This window comes from Mesorhizobium kowhaii, from assembly GCF_003253745.1.
Lineage (GTDB): Bacteria > Pseudomonadota > Alphaproteobacteria > Rhizobiales > Rhizobiaceae > Mesorhizobium > Mesorhizobium kowhaii.
On the sequence record NZ_MZXV01000062.1, the window covers coordinates 318965 to 336949 of the forward strand.

Here is a 17985-nt window from a genome sequence, read left to right on the forward strand (position 1 = left end):
TCTTCCCTTCTCCCCGTTTCACGGGGAGAAGGTGGCCCGAAGGGCCGGATGAGGGGCGGCGTCAGAGTCCGGAGAGTTTGTGCCGCCCCTCATCTGCCTGCCGGCATCTTCTCCCCGTGAACGGGGAGAAGGACGCTAGACTAACCCCTCAAAACCGCTCCAGCTTCCCTCGCACTTTCGCCAGAAACGCGGCCCGCGTCTGTGGCGTCGAGGCATCCATCAGATAGTGCGCCAGGAAGAAGGTCCGGCAGCGCGTCGCGCACAGCGCCCGCATGCCGCGCAGCAGGGTCTTGCGTCCAGGCTGGCCGACGACGACGCTCCACCAGGTCGGCGCGCCGCAGGTGGTGATGACACCCACCTTGGTCACATGCGTCATCAGCGACTTGATCCGCCCCTTGCCCGCCGGCAGCTTGAAGGCGACGTCCGTCGCCCACACCCGGTCGAGCCAGCCCTTCAGCATCGCCGGCAGCCCGTACCACCAGGTCGGATAGACGAACAGGATCGCTTCGGCCCAGTTGAGCAGCTCGAAATGCGGCTTCAGCGCCGGATCCTGCGGCGCCTGGTCATTGTAGGAGCGCCGCTCGTCGCAACCCATCACCGGGTCGAATTTCTCGGCATAGAGGTCGAGCAGCCGCACCTCCCAGCCCCGTGCCTTCAGCACGTCGACAGCAGTGTCGCGGATTGCGGCACAAAAGCTTTCCGGCACCGGGTGGCAGTAGACCACCAGCGCGCGCATCAGAAGGCGTCCATGGTGGCCGCTACCTTGGTCATGAAAGCCTTACGCGTCTCAATGGTCGACAGGTTCATCGCATAGTGCGCGAGGTAGCTCACCGGCGCGCCGGGTCTTACCGTGGCGCGCAGCATGCGCTTGATCAGCTTGCGCGGGGGATCACCCATCAGCATGGCACGGAACCGGCTGCCGCCATAGGTGGTGACCGCCGCGATCTTGACTATGTTATGCAGCGACGGCTGCACCTTGCCATTGACCAGTTTGAACGACACGCCGGGCAGAAAGACACGGTCGAAGAAGCCCTTCAGGATCGCCGGAAAGCCGTAATTCCAGACCGGATAGGAAAGCACCAGCGCATCGGCCCGCAGCAGCCGCTCGACATAGGGCGCCACGGGGTCAGCCCGTCCGCGCTGATTGTGATAGTCCAGCCGTTCCTGGCGCGTCAGCCGCGGATCGAAATCCTCGGCATAGAGATCGCAATCATCGACCGTATGGCCCGCTGCCGTCAGCCGCTCGACGATCATCCCGTGCAGGCCGGCGTTGAAGCTGGCTTCGACCGGATGGGCGTGGAGGACGAGGATGTTCATCAGCCGGCCTTTTGCAGCCCCTTGAACAGGAATGTCCGGCCTGAACGGTAGTCGTAATCCGGGTTTTCCCAGGCGATCATCTTGCCGGGGTTGAGCAGGCCTTGCGGGTCGGTCTCGCGCTTGAAGGCAAGCTGCACCGCGTCGGTCTGCTTCATGCCGCCCTCTTCCAGCGTGTAGCGGTGCGGGTTGAAGATCGGGCAGCCATTCTCCTCATGCAGACGCACGATCTCGTCGAGCCTTTCCTCCGTGGTGAACTTGACCAGCGGCAGGCCAAAGCAGGTGATGTTGCCGTCCAGCCGCACGAATTCGAGATGCGAAAAGACTTCGCCGGGAAACATAGCATCCATCTTTTCGACCAGCGCCAGCTGGTTGGGAAAGGGATAGAGCGATTGCAGATAGGTGATCGAGGGGTCGACGCGCAGCGCCCTGAGCGTGGTGTGGTTCCAGGCCAGCTCATAGGCCGGCGGCAGACCCTTCTTATCCTCCGGCGTTGCTGTGGCGGCATTGAAGATCACCTCGCCGCCAGCACGGCGGGTGAAGGCCAGGAAGGCGTCCAGCCCATGCTGCGCCACCATGACGACGCAGATGCTCTGCCCATCGCTGAGGAACTTCTGGTGCCGCTTGAAATAGAGCTGCGGCACGGGTGCCGCTATCGGCGTGATCAGCTTGGTCAGGATGCCGTCCTGGCAGGCCAGGGCATTGCCATAGCGGGCCGCATCCATGAAGGCGTCGAAGCCGACAATGACATCGACCCAGTCATAGGCTGATGTCAGCGGCATCTCGACTTCAGTGATGATGCCGTTGGTGCCATAGGCGTGGGTCACCTTGTGCAGATCCTCGCCGGTGAGTTCGAGCGCCTTCGGCTCGGCCTCCATGGTCACCACGCGCAGCCGCAACACATTGCCGAAATCGCGCAGGCCGCCGAAATTGATCGAGCCGACGCCGCCCGAACCGCCGGCGATGAAGCCGCCGATCGAGGCCGTGTTGTAGGTGGACGGCGACAGCCGCAGTTCCTGGCCGGAATGCGCCCGCGTTGCTCTGTCGATGTCGGCCAGAACCGCACCCGGTCCGGTCACCACGCGCCCCGGCGCGATCGACTTGATCTCGTTCATCTCGGCAAGGTTGAGCACCACGCCGCCGGAGAGCGGCATCGCCTGGCCGTAATTGCCGGTGCCGCTGCCGCGCGGCGTCACCGGCACGCCATGCCGATGACAGGCGGCAAGCACACGGACCAGTTCAGCCTCGTCCTTCGGCGTCACGATCAGGTCGCCGGTGACGTGGTCGAGCTGCTGCTTCAGCACCGGGCTGTACCAGTAGAAATCGCGGCTCTTCTGCTGGACGATGGCCGGATTGTCGTCGAGCTTCAGCCCGTCGAGATCGCGTTTGAGCGCCGAAACGTCCATCATTCCACCATCAGTCCGTCGAGTTCGGCATAGTCGGGCAATTGCCGGCCGATCGCGCGCCCGCCGCGCACGACGATGCGATCCGATTCGGGCCGCGACAGCAATTCCGTCCAGCTCCGGCCCTTGAACACGACGAAGTCGGCATCGCCGCCAGCGGCCAGCGTGCCGAAACCGTCGAGCCGCATCACCTTGGCCGGTGTCGCGGTCACCGCTTGCGGCCAGTCGGCGACAGGATGATCGAAATGCAGGATGCGAGTCGCCATGCGGTAGACCTCCAGCATGTCGAGATCGCCATAGGCATAGAACGGGTCGCGTGTGTTGTCGGAAGCAACCGCCACCGGAATGCCACGCGCCTTCATCTCATGCAGCAGCGTCACGCCGCGCCAGCGCGGCGTGGTATGGTCACCACGCCGGTCCTGCAGATAGAGGTTGCACATCGGCAGCGACACGACAGCGAGTCCCACCTTCGCCATTTTGTCCAGCGTGTCGAGCACATTGAGGTCCGGCTGGCGCGCCAACGAGCAGCAATGACCGACGAGGATGTTGCCCTCGAAGCCGTTCCACAGCGCGGCCTCGGCAATCTTCTTCAGCGAGATCGCGGCGATGTCGTCGGTCTCGTCGGCATGGAAATCGAGATCGAGGCCATGCTTGATCGCCTGCGCGAAGACGTGGTCGAGCAGTTCTTCCAGATCCGGCACCATATAGGTGACGACGCCGAGCACACCCTTGGCCGCGGCAACCCGTTTTGCCAGCCTGTCGAACCACTTCCTGTCGCGCACGCCCTCGATTCCGATCAGGCACGCGCCCTGCAACTCGATGCGGCCGCGCCATGTCTCGCGCATCGTCTCGAACACCGGCCAGGAGATTTCCTCTTGCGGCGCGACGCTGTCGAGATGGGTGCGCAGCGCCCTGGTGCCATGCGCATAGGCTGAGCGCAGGGAAAAATCCATGCGCCGCGCCACGTCCTCGGCGCTCCAGCGCGCGGCGCGGTCGGCGCCAGTGGCGTTCAGCGCGCCCATGAAGGTGCCGTCCGGGTTGGGCTTGCGCGGCCAGATATGACCCTTGTCGATATGCGTATGGCAGTCGACGAAGCACGGCAGGATGATGCGGCCGGCAAGGTCGACGGCGTCCACCGGCACTGCTGTTCGGCCATGCTCGGCAATGCCTGCGATTTTGCCGTCAGCGACGGCGATGTCGGCAAGCGCAAAGCCATCGCTGTCGAAAGCAGCGCTAAGTCCCGGCGTCAGCGACACGTGAAGCCGGGCGTTGGCGAGGCGGTATGAACCTGTGTTCGGTACCAAGAAACTACCGCTCCTGCTTCAGCGCGCTTTCGTGCCAGCGCCTTAGAATGAGATGCGAAATCAGCGACAGCACGAGGAAAATCAGGATGCCGGTGAGCGAGATCAGGAACAGCGCCGCGAACAGCCGCGGCGCGTTGAGCCGGTAGCCGGCCTCGATGATGCGCGAGGCAAGCCCCGAAGACTGGCCGGTCGTGCCGGCGACGAACTCGGCCACCACGGCGCCGATCAGCGACAGGCCGCCGGCGATCTTCAACCCGCCGAGGAAATACGGCATCGCCGCCGGCAGCCGCAGATACCGCAACTGCTGCCAGCGCGTCGCGCCATTGAGCTTGAACATATCGCGCAGATTGCGGTCGACCGAATTGAGGCCGAGCGTGGTGTTGGACAGGATCGGAAAGAAGGCGACGATCCAGGCGCAGAGCAGAAGCTTCGTCGTCTGGTTGTCGACATAGATGTTGATCAGCGGAAAAATCGCCACGATCGGCGTCACCTGCAACACGATGGCGAACGGGAAGAACGACATCTCGACCCATTTCGATTGCGCGAACAGCACCGCCAGCCCGACCCCGCCGACAACAGCGAGGAGCAGACTGAGGAAGGTGATGCGCAAGGTGACCAGCAGCGCGGAAAACAGCAGGCCGGCATCGTTGTAGAGCGTCCACAGCACCACACCGGGGCGCGGCAGGATGTATTGCGGGATCGCGTTCCACACGCAGATGCGATCCCATAGCCAGATCGCCAGGATCATGATCGCCAGCGGCAGAACCCAGCGGCCGATCCGCTCGAGCCGCTCCTGGCGCACACGGCGCGCTTCCTCGGGATCGAGTTTGAGCACCCCTTCGTCAATGGCCGTCATGATGGGCGCCCGCCGTTGAATTGATGGCCTTGACCAGCACGTCGGAGGCCTGCCGGCACAATGCTGCATAGTCCGGCGAGGTGCGAAACGCCTCGTCGCGCGGATAGGCTGCCTCGATCGCCAGTTCGTTGAACACCCTGCCCGGCCGCGCCGCCATGACGACGACGCGGTTGGAGAGAAACACGCTTTCGAAGACGCTGTGGGTGACGAAGACGACGGTGAAGCGTTCGTCCTGCCACAGCTCCAGAAGATCGTTGTTGAGCTTGAAGCGGGTGATCTCGTCGAGCGCGGCGAACGGCTCGTCCATCAACAGCACGCGCGGTTTGGTCACCATGGCGCGCGCGATCGAAACGCGCATCTTCATGCCGCCGGACAGTTCGCGCGGCACCGCGTCTTCGAAGCCGGTGAGGTGAACCCGCGCCAGCATTTCCGTCACCGCCGGCGCCGCCCTGGCGCGCGAAACGCCTTTGAGCCTGAGCGGCAGCCAGACATTGTCGAAGACGCTGGCCCAGGGCAGCAACGTCGGCTCCTGGAACACGAAGCCGATGTTCGAGCGGTCAAGCGAGCCGCCGCCGCGCCAGTCGAGCACGCCGGAGGTCGGCGTCGACAGGCCGGCGATCAGCCGCAGCGCCGTCGACTTGCCGCAGCCGGACGGTCCGAGCAGGCTGAGGAAATCGCCTTCCCGGATCGTCAGATCGACATCGCTGAGCGCCGTCACGCCGTTGGAAAAGACCTTGCCGACGCCACGCAGCGCCAGCAATGTCGGAGCGACATCCGACGCGCTCGCCGGCGCTTGCGCCACATTCTCCTGCATCATGCCGGAACCGGCCTATTTCTTCAGGTCGAGCCCGACGCCCTTGTTGACGAAGGTCAGCGTGTAGGCCTTCTTGATGTCGATACCGGCTGGCGTGACCTTGGCCTTGACCATCTTGTCGTAAAAACTCTGGATACGCGCGTCGGCCATGGCGCCGATGCCGAGCTTCTCGGTGTCGCCTGAATCGGCAAGGCCGAACTTCTTCATCTGCTCGATCGAGAAGGCGATCTGCTCGTCGCTCATGTCAGGATTGTCTTTCTTGATCATGTCGTTGGCGGCCTTGTTGTCGCCGTAGAGATATTTGTACCAGCCCTTGGCCGAGCCATCGACGAAGCACTGGACCACCTCCGGCTTCTTGTCGATCGTGTCCTGCATCACCTCGATCGTCGTCGAGTAGGTGTCCCAGCCATAGTCGGCAAGCAGGAACTGGTTCGGTACGAAGCCGCCTTCCTTCTTGACCGCGAACGGCTCGGAGGTGACGTAGCCCTGCTGGATCGACTTCTTGTTGGCAAGGAAGGGAGCGGTGTTGTAGGTGTAGGGCGCGCGCTTGGCGGCGTCGAAGCCGAGCTCGATGACCATCCATTGGAAGAAGGTCTGTACGCCTTCGTCGCCCAATATGTACTGGTCGGCGTTCTTCAGGTCTTCCCATTTGTCGAGCCCCTCGCCGGGGTGGGACATCATGACCTGCGGGTCCTTCTGGAAATCCGCCGCCACCACGCGCATCGGAATGCCTTGCTGGACGGCGTCGAAAGCCGACAGCAGATTGCCGCCCATGTAGAAATCGATCTTGCCGGCGAGCAGCATCGGTCGGCCGCTGACCTGCGGACCGCCCTGCATGATGGTGACGTCGAGGCCGCAGGCGGCGTAAGTGCCGTCAGCCACCGCCTGATAATATCCGCCATGTTCCGGCTCGGCCAACCAGTTGGTGCCGAAGGTGACTTTCTCATTCGCCGCGGCACCCAGCGTGCTGGCCGCAAGCAGGGCCACCACCGCCACCGAGATCTTCTGTTTTCCGTACATCGACACCACCCTTTGTTTGCTCCGGCGCGCCACGCGCCAGGCTCGACACCAGAGATTCAAGAAGCAAGACACATGCCACCGGCGTCTTGCGCCGGGACCACCCGCTTGCACCACAGCCATCTGTGAAAGCCGGACGGGTCGTGCTGCACCGGAGGCATCGTGCCTATTTTTTGAACGCCTGTCCACAATCGCCCCAGCGACATGCACCGACATCTTGAAGGTACGGTGCATCCGGTCTTAGGCTACCGACAAACCGGAGATTGCCATGTTCAAGTTCCTCACCCCGAAGTCGATCAAGCCACCCTTTGCCCGCTACAGCCACGGCGTCGAGGTGCCCGCAGGCAAGCGGCTGGTGCTGTGCTCGGGCCAGGTCGCCATCACGGCGGACGACCAGATTCCGGAAGACGCCGGCGCTCAGGCCGAACTCTGCTTCCGCAACATCGAAGCAGTGCTCGGCGAGGCCGGGCTGAGTCTGCAGGACATCGTCCGCATCAACGCCTATGTCACCGACCGCGCGCACCTGCGACCCTATATGGATGTCCGCGACCGGCTGTTTTCCACCCCGGCGCCGGCCTCGACACTGATGATCGTCTCTGGTTTCGCCCGACCCGAATTCAAGGTCGAGGTCGAGGCCATCGCGGCTGGGTGATCGACAGGCCGCCCTTGCCGCGCTAGAGCAATTCCAGGAAAAGTGTGAAACGGTTTTCCGTCCGGAATTGCGTTAAAACAAAGAGATAGAGCGGTTCGGCGTTTCCGTGAAACGGTGAAACGCTTTAGGTCTGGCCCGTTCATCGAAGAGGCATGACATGACTGTTGCGAAGAAGCGCGTGTGGTGGGGCGACTACCGCACAACCGAATACGCCTCGATCGATCCGGAGGCGACGATCGCCGTGCTGCCGCTGGCGGCGATCGAGCAGCATGGTCCGCATCTGCCGGTCTCGACCGACACCTCGATCATGAACGGCATGCTCGACACGGTGATTGCCCGCCTGCCTGACGATCTCGACATCCGCATCCTGCCGGTGCAGGCGGTGGGCAAGTCGAACGAGCATCTTCACGCACCGGGCACTCTCACCCTGCCGGCAACGACGCTGGTCGAGGCCTGGACCGAACTTGGCCTGTCGATCGCGCGGGCCGGCGTGCGCAAGCTGATCGTCGTCAACTCGCATGGTGGCAATGAGGAGATCATGGGCATCATCACGCGCGAATTGCGCGTGCGCGAAAACATGCTGGCGGCGAAGACCAGCTGGCAGCGCTTTGGCCGCCCCGCCGGCATGTACACCGAACTCGAGGACCGCCACGGCATCCATGGCGGCGATGTCGAGACGTCGCTGATGCTGCATTTCAGACCGGATCTCGTCGACATGGGCAAGGCTGACAATTTCATTTCCAATGTCGCGAAGGCCGAAAAGGAATTTTCGCTGCTGCGCCACACCGGCACCCATGCCTTTGCCTGGATCGCCAGCGACCTCAACCCGAACGGCGTTGTCGGCGACGCCAGCATTGCGACGGCAGAGAAAGGCCGGCTGACCGCCGAACATCAGGCCGATGGTTTCATCAGCCTGCTGCGCGATGTGCGCAAGGCAAAGCTCGCCGAGTGGCTGAAGTAGCTGGTTTTAGTTGTCGATCTTCAGCGCGAAGGGCGTGCCTTCGAACGCGTCGGCGCCGCGCCCGATCGCCTGGATCGCCTCGATCATGCGGCCGTTGCGGTCGAGCAACATGTCGGCCACCGCAATCAGCCGCGGATTGGGCGTCGCTGAAGGTGACAGCGCCCGCAGCATCTGCGCCAGTTCGGCTTCGTCGCGTTTCGGCGCCAATGCCGCGGCGATAATGTAGGCAGAGGCGGTCGAGCGGCTGATGCCGGCATAGCAATGCACGACCATCGGCTTTGCCCGGTCCCATCGGCACGCGAAATCGAGCAGGTTGCGGACATGCTCTTCGCCCGGCATGGTCATACCGTCCTGCGCCACCGCAATATCGTGCATGACCAGATGCAGATGGTTTTCCCGGGCGATCGAGGCCGGGCGGATCACCTCCGTGCCGGCGGCGAGCAGCGACAGCATGCGGTCGGCGCCGGTTCTTGCCACCGTTTCCTCGACCTTTGCCAGCGAGCAGACATGGATCATTGTTTCGAACCCTTCGATCGATCCTCGCGCCGCGATGCCCATTCGGCAAGAGCGGAGTCGAGCCGCTGCCATTCCTCCTGACTCCCCGGCAGGCCGGCGCGCAAGACACCCGGACGGTCGGCGAAATGGCGCAGCAGGATGCCGCGCTCGCCAAGTGCGGAAAACAGATCGTCGGCATCGGGCAAGCGGAGATAGCGGAACAATGTGGTGCCGCCCTCGACAGGAGCGCCGAAGCGGCCGAACAGCGCATCGAGCCGCGCCGATGCCTCCGCAAGGGATGCCCGCATCGCGTGCTGCCAGTCGATGTCGGCAAGCGCGCGAATGCCGTATTCCAGCGCCGGGCCGGCGACGGCCCATGGTCCGAATTGCGTGTCCAGCCGGTCGACCGTCGCTGCATCGGACAGCGCAAACCCGAGCCGTAGCCCGGCCAGGCCAAAGAACTTGCCGAACGAGCGCAGCACGACGATGCCGCCTAGGCCGACATCGCCGGCTAGACTGTGCTGACGCGGGCCGACATCCATGAACGCCTCGTCGACGACCAGCAGCCCGCCCTTGGCGCGCAGCCCTGCGGCCAGCGCCAGCAGCCTGTCGCGCTCGATGATGCGCCCATCCGGATTGTTCGGATTGACGATGATGGCAAGGTCGGCCTCCGCCAAAACTTCGAAGTCGCCGACCTCCGTCACCTCGTGTCCTGCGATCACTGCTGCCCGCGCATGTTCGGCATAGGTCGGACCCAGCACCAGCGCCTTGCCGGGCGCGATCAGCGATGCGACGCGCGGCAACAGGATCTGCGTGCCGGGTGCCGCCGCCACGTTGGCGGGCGAAGGCGCGCCATAGGCGCTTGCCGCGACCTCCGTGAGGTCGCGGGCGCGCCCGGATTCCGGCAGCCGCGACAGGGTGGTGGCGGGCAAGTCGAAAAACGGGTAGGAGTGCGGATTGATACCGGTCGAGAGGTCGACGAAAGGCAGCACGGCGTTGGGGAAAAGCGCCCTCGCCCGGCCAAGACTTCCACCATGGTCCACCGCCGCCCCATCAAGAAGCTTCATGTCAATCCTGATCGCTTTCCTGTCATTGGCCGTCGAATTCGTCCTGGGCTACCCGGACTGGCTGTTTCGCGCCATCGGCCATCCGGTGACGTGGTTCGGCAGGCTGATATCCTTTCTCGACCGCAGGCTCAACCGCGCCACTGATCCCGACGCGCTGCGTCGCAAGCGTGGTGTCCAGGCGCTGCTGGTCATCGTGCTGGTGCCAGCGGCGATCGGGCTCGGCGTACAGGTCCTGCTCTGGTTCGTTCCCATGGGATTGATCATTGCCGCGCTTCTGGCGACATCACTTCTGTCGCAGAAGAGCCTTTACGAGCATGTCGAGGCCGTGGCCGACTCACTCGACACCGGTGGCCTCGCTCTGGGCCGTGTCGCCGTCTCGCGCATCGTCGGCCGCGATCCGGAAGCGCTGGACAGGGCCGGTGTCTGCCGTGCGGCGATCGAGAGCCTGGCCGAGAATTTTTCCGACGGCATTGTCGCTCCCGCCTTCTGGACCGGCGTCGGCGGGCTGGCCGGCGGGGCTGCCTACAAGGCCGCCAACACCGCCGATTCGATGATCGGCCACCGCACCCCGCGCCACGAGGCCTTCGGCTGGGCGGCGGCGCGCTTCGACGATTGGATTAATCTGCCGGCGTCAAGGCTGACGGCGCTGCTGATCGTATCGGCTGCGTTCCTCGTCAAAGGCGCGGATGCGAAAAATGCCTGGCATGCAGTGTGGCGCGACGCGAAAAAACACCGCTCGCCCAATGCCGGCTGGCCGGAAGCCGCGATGGCCGGCGCGCTCGGCCTGGCGCTCGCCGGACCGCGCAGCTACGGCGGCGTGCTGGTCGACGACGTCTTCATGGGCGAAGGCGGCCGGCGCGAAGCCGACAGCATCGACATAAGGCAGGCGCTGAAACTCTACCGCATCGCCGACTATCTGCTGATCGCGCTGTTCGGTTTGGTCTCGGCAATCGTCATTGTAGCGTGATTGGGCCTTAACCCTCCCCACGTGGGGAGGGTAAAGCTCTCAGAATTCGATGCCTTGCTGCGCTTTCACGCCCGCGGAAAAATGGTGCTTGGTCACGCCCATTTCGGTGACGAGGTCGGCCGCCTCGACCAGCGCCGGCCTGGCGTTGCGGCCGGTGACGACGATATGCAGGCCCTCGCGACGAGTCTTCAACGCCTCAACCACTTTGTCGAGATCGAGATAATCATAGCGCAGCGCGATGTTCAGTTCGTCGAGCACCAGCAGGCTGATCGATGGATCGGCCATCAGCTCGAGCACTTTGGCCCATGCGGCTTCGGCCGCGGCGATGTCGCGCTTCAGATCCTGGGTTTCCCAGGTGAACCCCTCGCCCATCGCGTGCCAGACGACGCGGTCGCCAAAGGCGGCGAAGGCTTCCTTCTCGCCGGTGTGCCATTTGCCCTTGATGAACTGGACGACGCCGACGCGCTTGCCGTAGCCAAGCATCCGCAGCGCCAGACCAAAGGCAGCAGTGGTCTTGCCCTTGCCGGGCCCGGTGTTGACGATCAGCAGCCCCTTCTCGACCGTCTTGCTCGCCACCTCGGCGTCCTGCACCGCCTTGCGCTTGGCCATCTTGGCGCGGTGGCGTTCTTCATCCCGGCCTTCGATGGGCTTGTTGTCGATATCGGTCATCTCATTTCACCTTGAGCGGCAGTCCCGCCACCATCAGCAGCACCGTATCGGCGATAGCGGCCACCTGCTGGTTGAGCCGGCCGGCGGCATCGCGAAATCGGCGCGCCAATGCGTTGTCCGGCACGATGCCTTGCCCGACTTCGTTGGACACCACGAACCAGGGCCCGCGCGGCTGCGACAGCACGTCAGCCAGCCGACGGTATTCCAGATCGAGGTCGTGTTCGGCCAGCATATGATTGGTCAGCCACAGTGTCAGGCAGTCGACAAGCACCGGCTGATTGTCCGGCAAGGCCTCGAGCGCACCTGCGAGATCGAGCGGTGCGTCGATGGTCGTCCAGCCCTCACTGCGCTGCGAGCGGTGCAACGCGATGCGCTCACGCATCTCGTCATCATAGGCTTCCGCCGTGGCGATATAGGCCCATGGCGGCGGCGAGGTCGTCGCCAGGGTTTCGGCGTGCGCGCTCTTGCCGGAGCGCGCACCACCGATGATGAAGGTCAGCGTGCTGCGATCAGGCAAAGCTGTCGCGCAGGCTGGTCGCGGTGCCGGTGAAGCGGCCGCGCACCACGCCGACGACCGCGCCGAGCACCAGCCAGAACACCAGGTTGGTCACGGTCACCGCAACCACGAACTGGTGGTGCAGGCCTTCCGGGATCGGCGTCTCGAAACTGTCGGGCTGCGGTGCGCCGACAACATGCGGCGCGACGATCAGCAAGACGGCAAGGATCACAAGCGGCAGCGACTTGCGGAAGGCGATCAGGCCGAGACCCGCCGCGGTCGCCACCACGGTTGCCCACCACCAGATCTGGCGCTGCGTGAGATCGGCCGCCGGCATGGCAGGCAATTCCGGTGGCAGACCGAGACCAGGCGCCAGCGTGAACACGGCAAAGCCGGCCAGGCCCCAGAACACGCCCTGGCGCCAATTGCCGATGCCACCGGCGAATTCGGAAACCGCAACCAGGATCAGCGCGAAACCAATGCCGGTGACGATGTTGGCAACCACGCTGAAGGCGAAACGCTCGAAACCGTCGGCCGGCGCCCAGCCTTCGTCTTCCGCTGCCGGAGCGGCTGCTTCCGCCGGCGCCGGGGCGGCAGAGCTCATGGCATTCGCCGCCGGAGCGGCTGTGCTCATGGCATTGGTATCCGTTGCGGCCGGAGCTGCATGGTCATGGTGATGGCCGCCGCCGGCCTGCTCGTAGACTTCCGCCTTGAGGATCAGCGGCACGGTGGCATAGGCCTGCATGCAGGCGAGAACGACGCCAGCCACGAGCCCTGCGATCGCCGCGATGAACACGACGTTGCGAAACAGGTTCATGATGTCAAATCCTCGTCAGTGGCAGGGAAACGCCATCGAATGGCGATAGTCGTGAGCCGCATTGTGGACCGCATCGATATGCGAGAAGCCGACAAAGCCGACAACGAAGATGCCGAGCAGTGCCACGAGCGCAAGCTGCATGAAGCGCGACTGCGAGGAGACGGAGGCGCCGAGGGAGACGGAAGCGGTAGTCATGTCTTGTCCTTTCGCCCTCCACCCGAGGGCATCGAAGTCAGTTTCCTGTCGCCGGCAGGTCTCCTGGCTCGCGGATCAGCGCCCTTCTCCACCTTCCCGAAGAAAAACCTTCAGTGGCATATGGAGAGGACTACCGCACACAGTTGCGGGGGCAGCCACGGCATTGGGCAACAAGTCAGCCCGCACCGCATTCCCTCTTGGCTCCAAACGGAACCGACGACAGCGCGACTATAGGGAAAATCGCCGCGACCGGCAAACCAAATTCCGACAATGCATGTCGCCGAAAAGTGCACAGCGGTTTTCGGAATAACGACCTGCGTAAGCAAGAATGCATGTCGCCGAAAAGTGCGCAAATCGGTCACCGGCACGACAATTGACAATTCCCGCGGTCGGGTGTCGGCTGACAATTTCACAGGAAGCCAGCCATGCAGCCCATTGCCAGCGAGCGCGATCCCTACAAGGGCCTGACCCGGGCCGAACCGACGCTGCCGTCCTCCGCCTATTGGGATCCAGGGAGCTATCAAAGAGACCTCGACGCCATCTGGTACAGAAGCTGGCTGCTCGTCTGCCGCGAGGCCGACCTTGCGCAGCCGCTTTGCTTCCGCACCTTCCGCGTCGGCACGCAGGAAATCGTCGTGCTGCGTGACGAAACCGGCGAACTGCGCGCCTTTCACAACACTTGCCGCCATCGCGGCTCGCAGCTTTGCCAGGAAAGCGAAGGTCGGCTGAAGGCACGGCTCATCACCTGCCCCTACCACGCCTGGTCCTATTCGCTGCGTGGCGATCTCGTGCGCGTGCCGTCGAAATCGCTGCCGGAAGGCTTCGACAAGGCCAATCATCCGCTCTATCGCGTCGCACTCTCGGTGTGGCGCGGTTTTGTCTTCGTCAATCTCGCCGAGGACGCCACCGGCTCGGCGGAAACATCTTTCGATCCGGCGTCCGGCAGTCTCGCCAACTGGCCGCTGGAAACGCTGGTTACCGGCCATGCGTTGCGCAAGGTGATGAACTGCAACTGGAAAATCTTTTGGGAAAACTTCAACGAGTGCCTGCATTGTCCGGGCGTCCACAAGGATCTGTCGCGGCTGGTGCCGATCTATGGCCGCGGCCTGATGGGCCGCCATGATGATCCCGAATGGTCTCGCCACGCCGACAATGACGCGCCCGAGTTTTCCGGCGGCCTGCGCGCCGGCGCCGAGACATGGTCGCGCGACGGCCAGGCGCATGGGCCGGTCTTTGCCGGTCTCACACCAGCCGAGCGCGCCGCCGGCCAGACCTATGCCACCAACCTGCCGTCAATGTTCGTCGTCGGCCATGTCGACTATGTCAGAACCGTGCGGCTGGTACCGCTCGGCCCCGAGCAGACCGAGCTTGTCGCCGAATGGCTGTTTGCGCCCGAGGCACTGATGGCAACCGATATCGACAACATCGTCGCCTTCGGCAAACAGGTGCTGGAGGAGGATGCGGCGATCTGCGAAATCAACCAGAAAGGCCTGCGCTCGATGCGCCACGAAGCCGGTGTGCTGATGCCCGAGGAATACGACCTGCACCGCTTCCACAACTGGGTCCGCGAACGGCACACAGCGGTTACCCCCAAGCCCTGAAGATCACAGCGATTTCGGCAGGTATCGCCAGGTCACGAAGCCGCAAACCGCCGCCAGCAGGCCGAGCGTGACGAACACCGAGCCCAGCCCGAAGAAGGCCAGCACCACCGAATAGACCAGCGGTGGCGTCAGCTCCGAAAAGTCGAGATAGGTGCGGTAGACCGCCGCCATCTGCGACCTTTCATAGGATCGCACCGAGCGCATGAAGGCGGTCGAGCCCAGAGCGTCGAGCGCAATGGTGAAGAAAGCGCCGCAGAGCAGGAAGGCACCGGTAAGCAGCGGCACTGTTTCGCCAACCGCGCCCGCCGCCAGAAGCATGGCCGACATGGCGAAATAGGCAAATGTCATGGTTCGCCGGCCACCAAAGCGCTTTCCCGCATTGCCCCAGAAAATGGCCATGAACAGCAGCGCATTGCCGGCCGAAACCAGCAGGCCACCGGCCAGCTTGCCCTCTCCGGTGATGACCATGAACAGCGGCCCGTAGACGAAGAACGTCGTCCAGAAGCAAGAACGGCCGAAGGCGATCAGCCAGGCCAGCCTCAGCCTGGGCTGGGCGACGAAGCGGCCGATATTGGCGAGCGGGTTGGCCGGCCGCGTCTTGCCGGGGCGGATCGACGGGTTGTCGCCAAGCCGGTAGGTCCAGAACAGCGCCAGCAAGGCCATCGCGAACACCGCCACTGCACCATGCGCGGCATAGATGCCGAAGCGCGTGTAGAGGAAAATGCCGAGCGTTGGCCCGCCGGTCCAGGCGAACATCGACCACGCCATGCGCAGCGATTCGGCCTGCATGAAGTCGGTCTTGCGGATGTGGTCCATGATGTAGAGGTTGAGCGTGATCGACAGTGCGCTGGCGCCCATCACCCGGCACAGCATGCCGGCAAGTTGCCCGGCAAGCGTATGGGTGACGAAGAACAGCGAACCGATCGCCAGCAGGCAGGCGCCTGCGGTGTAGACCCAGCGCCGGGCAAAGCGGCGGATCAGCATCGGCATGAACAACGTCACTGACAGGCCCAGCATCGCCACAATGGTATAGAGGATCGAGACGATCTGCTCGTTGTGGAGGATCTCGTAGGCCTGGATCGGGATGACGCTCGACACCGTGGCGCGGGCGAAGGATTCGACCGCATAGAGCGAAGCAAAGGTGCGCGCATCCGCGGCCTTGAGGGCCGGTAGCCAGATCGGATGGCGCACATGGGTGGACATTGCTTCCCCAAAGCAGAATCACCGGGTCAAATCTGCCGTGGTGATTCCTGGGCCGGTAACAGGAAACCGACGCCTACCCGGCAAAAAGCGAAGTCGGCCAAAGGCTTTCCGGCACTGGCCTAAAGCGGCGCCTGATCCGGCGTCTGCAGCGCTGCCCATACCGAAGCGCCCGGCCTTCTTTTGTCCGGGGCAACCGTGATAGTCGTCTTGCGGGGCTGAATCAGAATCCGAGACCATGAGCATCCACACGCCGACCGCACCCGTCCAGGATCAATCGAAGCGCATCGTCGCCATCGACATCGTGCGAGGCATCGCGCTCATCGCCATGGCGAGCTACCATTTCACCTGGGATCTGGAATTCTTCGGCTATACCGATCCCGGCCTCACCGCCTTCGGCTGGTGGAAGATCTACGCGCGCTGCATCGCTTCGACCTTCCTGTTCCTGGTCGGCGTCAGCCTGTACCTCGCCCATGGCCGAAAAATCCGCTGGAATGGCTTCTGGAGGCGTTTCGCCATGGTCGCCGGAGCGGCGATCGCCATCTCGGTCGTCACCCGCATCGCCACGCCGGACGGTTTTATCTTCTTCGGCATCCTGCACGAGATTGCGCTGGCCAGCCTGCTCGGCCTCGCCTTCCTGCGGCTGCCGGCGCTACTGACGTTGCTTGTGGCAGCGCTGGTCATCGCAGCGCCCGTCTATCTGCGCTTCGAGGCCTTCGACCATCCGTGGCTGTGGTGGGTCGGCCTGTCAGCGGTCAATCCGCGTTCCAACGACTACGTTCCGCTGTTTCCGTGGTTCGGCGCCGTGCTTGCGGGTGTCGCGGTGACGAAACTCGCCTCCGCTTCGGGCCTGCTTGCCCGGCTTGCCGAATTGGCACCCGGTCGCTGGGCCAACCCGCTGGTCTTCATCGGCCGCCACAGCCTGGCCTTCTATCTGATCCACCAGCCGCTGCTGATCGGCTGTGTGTGGCTGTTTTCGCAAATCATGCCGGCGCAGGTCGAAACCCCGCAGGTGAATTTCCTGAAAACCTGCCAGCTGTCTTGCGAGCAGTCGCGCGACACCGAGTTCTGTTCGAGCTACTGTGTCTGCATGCTCGATACGCTGGAGGGCGAGGCCTCGCTTGATCGGCTCTACAACAACGACCAGACTGCCGAATGGAAGGCGCACTTAAGTGATCTCGCCGGCATGTGCACCGCCAAGACCGACAGCAAGATGATGGAGGAAGGGGTCAAATGACCGAGAACCAGCCGAAGGCAGGGCTCATACCGTGGCCGCCGCTGATCTACACTGCCGCCATAGCCATCAGCATCGCACTCGGCCTGCTCTATCCCCTGCCCTGGATCGGCGACCTTCTGGGTGATATTCTTTTCGCCGCTGGCTGGGTGGCCCTGTTCGGCGTCGCGGCGCTCTGGTTCACCGCCATCCGCACCATGATCCGGGCCAAGACAACGCTCAACCCCAACGCGGTGCCCGATCACCTGGTCACCACAGGTCCCTTCGGCATCACCCGCAATCCGATGTATCTGGCCAACACGCTGCTGTTGATCGGCGTCGCCTTTGTCTCGGGGATCGCATGGTTCCTGCCGCTGGCATTCATCGCGGCCTATGCCACGCAGAAAGTCGCCATCGAGGGCGAGGAAAAGGTGCTGGCGGCGAAGTTCGGCAAGAAGTACCGGGACTACGCCAAAAGAGTGCGGCGGTGGATTTGAAAAGCGTTACGTATTGACGCCGAGCTCGACCAACCGCTCGACACAAGATTCCTCGGCTTGGTCGAGTTCGGCCAGCGTCTCTTCGAGGTCGCGGCGCTTCTGCCGGAGATCCTCGCGCTTTTCCTCGATGCGCTTGATCATCAGCTTGAGTTGACCGACCTCGCCGGGCGGCTCCTTGTACATCTGGATGATTTCGCGGATCTCGTTGATCGAGAAGCCGAGCCTTTTTCCCCGCATGATCTGGCGGATGAGGTGGCGGTCGGACGGGCGAAACAGCCGCGTGCGGCCACGCCGCACCGGCTGCACCAGCCCCTCATCCTCATAGAAGCGCAGTGTCCGCGTCGACACGTCGAATTCGCGGGTCAGCTCGGTGATCGAATAATATTCCCGCATTGTCACTCCCACACGCCGGCCCCCCGGGCGATCAACCTACGGCGTCGCCTTCTG

At 63.6% G+C, this 17985-nt stretch carries 21 protein-coding genes and 1 riboswitch; of the genes, 6 read left to right on the forward strand and 15 right to left on the reverse strand.

Translation table 11 applies throughout. The features are described 5' to 3' along the window. Window positions 1-148 precede the first annotated feature (148 nt). From B5V02_RS29540 to B5V02_RS29570, 7 genes are read right to left on the reverse strand one after another with little or no spacing between them, the layout of a single operon-like run. Window positions 149-736 carry an NAD(P)H-dependent oxidoreductase gene (locus B5V02_RS29540; protein WP_111547523.1) on the reverse strand — a complete coding sequence of 196 codons (588 nt, stop codon included), beginning with the start codon at window positions 734-736 and terminating at the stop codon, window positions 149-151. Beyond that, a complete protein-coding gene (locus tag B5V02_RS29545) occupies window positions 736-1317 on the reverse strand; it encodes an NAD(P)H-dependent oxidoreductase (protein WP_167458723.1) in 582 nt (193 codons plus the stop codon). Before B5V02_RS29545 ends, B5V02_RS29540 begins: the two co-directional genes overlap by 1 nt. Then, on the reverse strand, window positions 1317-2720 hold the full coding sequence (locus tag B5V02_RS29550; protein WP_111547668.1) for an FAD-binding oxidoreductase: 1404 nt from the start codon (window positions 2718-2720) through the stop codon (window positions 1317-1319). Before B5V02_RS29550 ends, B5V02_RS29545 begins: the two co-directional genes overlap by 1 nt. Further along, window positions 2720-4021: a cytosine deaminase gene (locus B5V02_RS29555; protein WP_111547525.1), complete on the reverse strand. Its 1302-nt coding sequence runs from the start codon at window positions 4019-4021 to the stop codon at window positions 2720-2722. Before B5V02_RS29555 ends, B5V02_RS29550 begins: the two co-directional genes overlap by 1 nt. Before the next feature lie 4 nt (window positions 4022-4025). Further along, on the reverse strand, window positions 4026-4877 hold the full coding sequence (locus B5V02_RS29560; protein WP_111547526.1) for an ABC transporter permease: 852 nt from the start codon (window positions 4875-4877) through the stop codon (window positions 4026-4028). Beyond that, window positions 4864-5694 (reverse strand): ABC transporter ATP-binding protein, encoded by an 831-nt coding sequence (locus tag B5V02_RS29565; protein WP_111547527.1) that lies wholly within the window; start codon window positions 5692-5694, stop codon window positions 4864-4866. The genes B5V02_RS29560 and B5V02_RS29565 overlap by 14 nt, the downstream gene beginning before the upstream one ends. A gap of 12 nt (window positions 5695-5706) precedes the next feature. Next, entirely contained in the window at window positions 5707-6711 is a 1005-nt protein-coding gene (locus tag B5V02_RS29570; RefSeq protein WP_111547669.1) for an ABC transporter substrate-binding protein, read from the reverse strand. A gap of 265 nt (window positions 6712-6976) precedes the next feature. On the opposite strand from B5V02_RS29570, the gene B5V02_RS29575 reads away from it, so the two are divergent. Both B5V02_RS29575 and B5V02_RS29580 read left to right on the forward strand, forming a co-directional pair. Further along, window positions 6977-7360, forward strand: a complete 384-nt coding sequence (locus tag B5V02_RS29575; RefSeq protein ID WP_111547528.1) for a RidA family protein — start codon at window positions 6977-6979, stop codon at window positions 7358-7360. Between the two features lie 157 nt (window positions 7361-7517). Continuing rightward, entirely contained in the window at window positions 7518-8321 is an 804-nt protein-coding gene (locus B5V02_RS29580; protein ID WP_111547529.1) for a creatininase family protein, read from the forward strand. Between the two features lie 6 nt (window positions 8322-8327). Here the strand turns inward: B5V02_RS29580 and B5V02_RS29585 are convergent, their stop codons facing one another. Continuing rightward, a complete protein-coding gene (locus tag B5V02_RS29585) occupies window positions 8328-8837 on the reverse strand; it encodes a tyrosine phosphatase family protein (protein WP_111547530.1) in 510 nt (169 codons plus the stop codon). Continuing rightward, window positions 8834-9883 (reverse strand): threonine-phosphate decarboxylase CobD, encoded by a 1050-nt coding sequence (gene cobD / locus B5V02_RS29590; protein ID WP_111547531.1) that lies wholly within the window; start codon window positions 9881-9883, stop codon window positions 8834-8836. Before cobD ends, B5V02_RS29585 begins: the two co-directional genes overlap by 4 nt. Between cobD and cbiB the strand changes: the two genes are divergently transcribed. Then, window positions 9882-10850 carry an adenosylcobinamide-phosphate synthase CbiB gene (cbiB, locus tag B5V02_RS29595; protein WP_111547532.1) on the forward strand — a complete coding sequence of 323 codons (969 nt, stop codon included), beginning with the start codon at window positions 9882-9884 and terminating at the stop codon, window positions 10848-10850. The two genes, cobD and cbiB, sit on opposite strands and share 2 nt — an antisense overlap. Before the next feature lie 39 nt (window positions 10851-10889). On the opposite strand, the gene cobO is transcribed toward cbiB, so the two are convergent. The 4 genes from cobO to B5V02_RS29615 are packed head-to-tail and all read right to left on the reverse strand — an operon-like array spanning window position 10890 to window position 13027. Beyond that, entirely contained in the window at window positions 10890-11519 is a 630-nt protein-coding gene (cobO, locus tag B5V02_RS29600; protein ID WP_111547533.1) for a cob(I)yrinic acid a,c-diamide adenosyltransferase, read from the reverse strand. 1 nt (window position 11520) lies between these two features. Further along, entirely contained in the window at window positions 11521-12036 is a 516-nt protein-coding gene (cobU, locus tag B5V02_RS29605; RefSeq protein ID WP_111547534.1) for a bifunctional adenosylcobinamide kinase/adenosylcobinamide-phosphate guanylyltransferase, read from the reverse strand. Beyond that, window positions 12029-12832, reverse strand: a complete 804-nt coding sequence (locus B5V02_RS29610) for a CbtA family protein (RefSeq protein ID WP_111547535.1) — start codon at window positions 12830-12832, stop codon at window positions 12029-12031. The genes cobU and B5V02_RS29610 overlap by 8 nt, the downstream gene beginning before the upstream one ends. Before the next feature lie 15 nt (window positions 12833-12847). Then, on the reverse strand, window positions 12848-13027 hold the full coding sequence (locus tag B5V02_RS29615) for a CbtB domain-containing protein (protein ID WP_095087280.1): 180 nt from the start codon (window positions 13025-13027) through the stop codon (window positions 12848-12850). A gap of 36 nt (window positions 13028-13063) precedes the next feature. Next, window positions 13064-13260, reverse strand: a riboswitch (cobalamin riboswitch). Window positions 13261-13452: 192 nt separating this feature from the next. Between B5V02_RS29615 and B5V02_RS29620 the strand changes: the two genes are divergently transcribed. Beyond that, a complete protein-coding gene (locus B5V02_RS29620; RefSeq protein ID WP_111547536.1) occupies window positions 13453-14628 on the forward strand; it encodes an aromatic ring-hydroxylating oxygenase subunit alpha in 1176 nt (391 codons plus the stop codon). 3 nt (window positions 14629-14631) lie between these two features. Here B5V02_RS29620 and B5V02_RS29625 read toward each other — a convergent pair whose 3' ends face one another. Continuing rightward, the gene (locus B5V02_RS29625) at window positions 14632-15831 is read right to left on the reverse strand and encodes an MFS transporter (protein ID WP_111547537.1); all 1200 of its coding nucleotides are present in this window, start codon (window positions 15829-15831) and stop codon (window positions 14632-14634) included. Between the two features lie 235 nt (window positions 15832-16066). On the opposite strand from B5V02_RS29625, the gene B5V02_RS29630 reads away from it, so the two are divergent. Together B5V02_RS29630 and B5V02_RS29635 are read left to right on the forward strand one after the other, a co-directional pair. Beyond that, window positions 16067-17065 (forward strand): heparan-alpha-glucosaminide N-acetyltransferase, encoded by a 999-nt coding sequence (locus tag B5V02_RS29630; protein ID WP_111547538.1) that lies wholly within the window; start codon window positions 16067-16069, stop codon window positions 17063-17065. Beyond that, window positions 17062-17538, forward strand: a complete 477-nt coding sequence (locus B5V02_RS29635) for a methyltransferase family protein (RefSeq protein ID WP_111547539.1) — start codon at window positions 17062-17064, stop codon at window positions 17536-17538. The genes B5V02_RS29630 and B5V02_RS29635 overlap by 4 nt, the downstream gene beginning before the upstream one ends. A 6-nt stretch (window positions 17539-17544) precedes the next feature. On the opposite strand, the gene B5V02_RS29640 is transcribed toward B5V02_RS29635, so the two are convergent. Beyond that, window positions 17545-17931, reverse strand: a complete 387-nt coding sequence (locus tag B5V02_RS29640; protein WP_006203215.1) for a MerR family transcriptional regulator — start codon at window positions 17929-17931, stop codon at window positions 17545-17547. Window positions 17932-17985: the final 54 nt, after the last annotated feature.